Raw genomic sequence first — 3864 nt, 5'->3', positions numbered from 1 at the left:
GGTTCTAAGGGGATTGGTGGGGGAGCGGTGTGTGATTTGGTGTGTGTGACTTGGTGTGCGGTCTGACGTGTGGTTTGGTGTGCGGTTTGGCATGTGGTTTGGCACTTGAATTAGGCGTGCGCGACGGCCTGCGGATTACGTGCGGTCTGTGTAGCGGCCTGTGTAGTGGGATTATGTGATGTGATTGTGCGGCGTGTTTGCGCGATGACGTGCGTGGTTTGTCGCGTGTGGCGACTTGTGTTCGGCGACTTGTGTGTGATGATGCGTATGACGTGTTTGCGCGGCGTCCCGTGCGTTTCCCGCTTTCCGTGTGCTTTCCGTGTGCTTCCCGCGCGATGGTTGCGGAGCGTTTCACAGGGCGATCCGTGGAACAGCCGGGTGTTTCGTGGAATATTTCACCGTTTGTTTCACGTGAAACTTGACGATGCGTCAGCGATGTTTCACCGGATGATTGTGGCGTTGTTCCATGACGGCGGCTGCGATTGGCGGCGGTGTGGTGCGGTGTGAAACAGGGCGCGAAAGCTGATGGGGAGCCGGTGGGGAAGCGGCTGTGGCGGTGGCGACGAGAGTGCCCAAGAGTACAATGCGAAAGGCAAGAAAAACGCAGTCGGCCGCCGAAAGCACCGGAGATGCCGGAAGGCGGAATCGTCGGAACCGGAACCGGAATCGTCGGAACCGTCGGCCCGGCAAACGCTGACGGCGAATCACGTCGCCGGAATCCTGAGCGGTGGCGTACAAAGCTGCCGACCGGCGCATCATCGGAAAGTACGGAACGAGAAACGAGGCGAATGTGGTAGGAATGCGTGATGTCGCGAAGCGCGCCGGCGTTTCGCTGAGCACCGTCTCCCTGGTGGTGAACGGTACGGGCTACGTCTCCGACGATATGCGCGATCGTGTGCGTCGGGCCATGACGGCGCTGCATTACGTACCGAACGATCTCGCCCGCAATCTGTCGCAGAATCGCGCCAACACCATCGGCATCATCGTGCCGACCATCCGTCATCCATTCTTCGCCACGCTTACGGCCAACCTGCAGCATGTGCTGGCGGAAAAGGGTTTGCAGACGCTGCTGTGCTCCACCGCCGACGCGGCGAACGGCGAGGCGGAGTACGTCGACATGCTGCGCAGGCGGCTTATGGATGGCATCGTGATGGGTGCGCACACCGAGCATGCGCCGGATTATTGGACGTCGATTCACCGTCCGGTCATCGCGTTCGACCGCGTGCTGGGGGAGGGCATTCCGTCAGTCGGTTCCGATCATGTGCAGGGCGGACGGCTGATCGCCAACCTGCTGATTCGGACTGGTGCGCGGCATGTTGTGGTAATCGGTGGACCGCGTAATCAGTTCCGCGAGGCGGCGCCTGATGAAAGCACCACGTTCCCCACGGTGCGGTATCACCTGGCGTTGGAGGCGGAACTCGCCAAGGCGGGCGTGGAATACGAATACATCGAAGCCGGGGAAGTGATGGATTTCGCCGGGTATGCCGGGGCGGTGCGGAGCGTGTTCGAGCGTGGCATCGGCGGCGGTGACGGCGGTGACGGGAGCTGTAGGAGCGGCAAAAGCCGTGTGGACGCGATAGTGAGTTCGGATATCGGCGCGGCGATGTGCGTGCGCGAGGCGATGGCCAGGGGCGTGCGTGTTCCCGACGATCTGCAGATCGTGGCATACGACGGCACGTATCTGACTGATTTGGCGGGCATGACGTTGACCGCGGTGAGGCAGGATTTCCCGGCCATCGCCGAGCAGATCGCCGATCGGATGATGGGCGTGATCGAAGGCAGTGACGCTGGCGACGCTACGGGCGGTGCTGTTGACGCGGGCGCGGTTGGCGGTGCTGGAGAAGGTGCTGCTGTGGATACGAATGATGGGCGTTCCGGCGACGATTCCGGAATCATGGCGGATGATCGTGAACCGTCCATCGCCGGTGAAGCCGAGCACCTGATTCCCGTTTCGTTGGTTGCTGGTGCGACTACGCGCGGTTGATTTCCGACTGATCCTTCCGGTTGGTTCCCCGGTTGATTTTCCGAATCTTATCTGCGGGTTTCACGCTATCTGCACCGCGCAATCCGTACTGCGCTATCCGCACTGTCTGCCGTACTGTCTGCCGGACTATGATTTGCGGATACGGTTCCGCCGTGCGCCGTATGTGTTTGATATATCGCGATTTCCGCCGAATCGTTGTCTGCAATTTTGCGGTAGATATCGGCATATGCCGGGTGAAAACCCGTGCGTCCGTGAAACACCGTTGCGTTGTTTCATGTGAAACATTCCGTGTGAAACACGGATGCAGACCCTGGGCGGATGCGCTGAAACCGAAAGACAATAGTAAAACCGCCGACCGTGCGTTGTCGCACGATCGGCGGTTTTACTATTCGGTTGTCGATCCGGTCGATTGCCGATTGTCGTTTCAATCATCGGCTTGCTGATCTGCCTGGTCCGATTGCCGTGAGTCTACTGTTCCTCTTCCGGACTGTATTCCAGCAGATCGCCCGGCTGACATTCCAGTGTCTCGCAGATCGCCGAAAGCGTCGAGAATCGAATGGCGCTGACGTGTCCGTTCTTCAATTTCGATAGATTGACGTTCGCCACGCCGACTTTTTCCGATAACTCATTCAGGCTCATTTTTCTGTCGGCCATAACCCGGTCGAGCCTCAGTACGATATGCCCCATCGCTATTCCTCCTTCGATGGTTGTTGCAGATTCCCTTTCGATTCGTCAGAGCGTTTCATCCGATTCCTTCTGAAGCTGGACGCCGTACCGGAAGACGACCACGAGGCACATCGTCACGACGAAGGCGAGCAGCACGCCCCACGGGATGGAGATGCCGGCATTTCGACCGGCGGACATGAATCTGGTGGTGAGCGTGTCGGTGGCGCCAGCCAGCACCGCGACCGGCAGCAGCGCATAACCGAACGCGCGCAGCTTGCGGACGAAATCGTTGCAGAACGGCGATTCACAGACGGACAGCACCTTGAACAGTCGTTCCAGCATCAGCAGCGCGACGGCGACGGAAGCGAGGAACAGTGCGCCGCAGACGAGGACTGCGACAAGGTTGGAGGAACGGTATTCCGCAGGGGAGGACTCCGCGGTTATGATCTTTCTGCCTTTATCGGAGTGGATCGTCGCGGACGAGTACGACTGGTTGAAGAAGTCCAGTTTGGTGTCGAACTTCGTGTCTTCCTCGGGGATGCTCGCGGTGCCGTTGTTGATCGCGGTGGACGGATCCTTGCTGGTCGACTGGGCCATGCCGCTGGCCAGTATGTTCCACATGGAACTGAAGTTATCGTCGTTGATATTGAACTTGGCGTGGTTGGTGACGGTGACGGTGACCGCGTCCTTGGGAAGCGTTGCGACGTAGGCGGCGCTTCCGCCGATCAGTGCTGTGCCGATGATCGCCGCCACGAACAGGATCATGGTCACGATTTTGCCGATTGTGCCGAAGCGGTTGATCTTGGCGAGGGTCTTCTTGTTCATCGGAGTACCTTCCGTATGTAAAACGTATATTATTTAACGACTAACGTTAAAAGACATAATATGGGACCGGCTTGATGCCGTCAAGCTGATTTAACGACTTTCGTTAAATTTTTCATGCGTGCTATAAAAAACGTTGATTTTCCGCCGATGTCGTTGGCGCTTCGTTGCTTGATTCGCCGGCCCCCCCGGCGTGTCGCGTCGAGTCGATCGGCACCGTTTGCGCCGCGAGCGGTGATGGGCTCGTACCGGAATCGGACAGGAATGGGTCGAATTTGTCTGATTTCGGTAATGGGGGTGTATGTCGAATGGGGATGGGGCATATCGTACTGAGGCTCGACCGGGTTATGGCCGACAGAAAAATGAGCCTGAATGAGTGATCGGAAAAAGTC

General features: G+C 58.4%; 4 protein-coding genes. 1 reads left to right on the top strand and 3 read right to left on the bottom strand.

Annotation, left to right across the window (positions count from 1 at the left end; translation table 11 throughout):
- The first annotated feature begins 790 nt into the window (after positions 1-790).
- On the top strand, positions 791-1984 hold the full coding sequence (locus tag KIH75_RS09860) for a LacI family DNA-binding transcriptional regulator (protein WP_338024340.1): 1194 nt from the start codon (positions 791-793) through the stop codon (positions 1982-1984).
- Between the two features lie 468 nt (positions 1985-2452).
- Here KIH75_RS09860 and KIH75_RS09855 read toward each other — a convergent pair whose 3' ends face one another.
- The 3 genes from KIH75_RS09855 to KIH75_RS09845 all read right to left on the bottom strand — a co-directional run.
- On the bottom strand, positions 2453-2671 hold the full coding sequence (locus KIH75_RS09855) for a helix-turn-helix domain-containing protein (protein ID WP_219056528.1): 219 nt from the start codon (positions 2669-2671) through the stop codon (positions 2453-2455).
- A 45-nt stretch (positions 2672-2716) separates the two neighbouring features.
- A complete protein-coding gene (locus KIH75_RS09850) occupies positions 2717-3475 on the bottom strand; it encodes a DUF2975 domain-containing protein (protein WP_219056527.1) in 759 nt (252 codons plus the stop codon).
- Between the two features lie 80 nt (positions 3476-3555).
- Positions 3556-3864, bottom strand: a 309-nt coding sequence (locus KIH75_RS09845) for a hypothetical protein (RefSeq protein ID WP_219056526.1), incomplete at its 5' end; no start/stop codon positions are given.

This window comes from Bifidobacterium pongonis, assembly GCF_019331805.1.
Taxonomy (GTDB): domain Bacteria; phylum Actinomycetota; class Actinomycetes; order Actinomycetales; family Bifidobacteriaceae; genus Bifidobacterium; species Bifidobacterium pongonis.
Note: the sequence above shows the minus strand (reverse complement) of the source record. Positions and strands in the feature narration are given on the sequence as shown.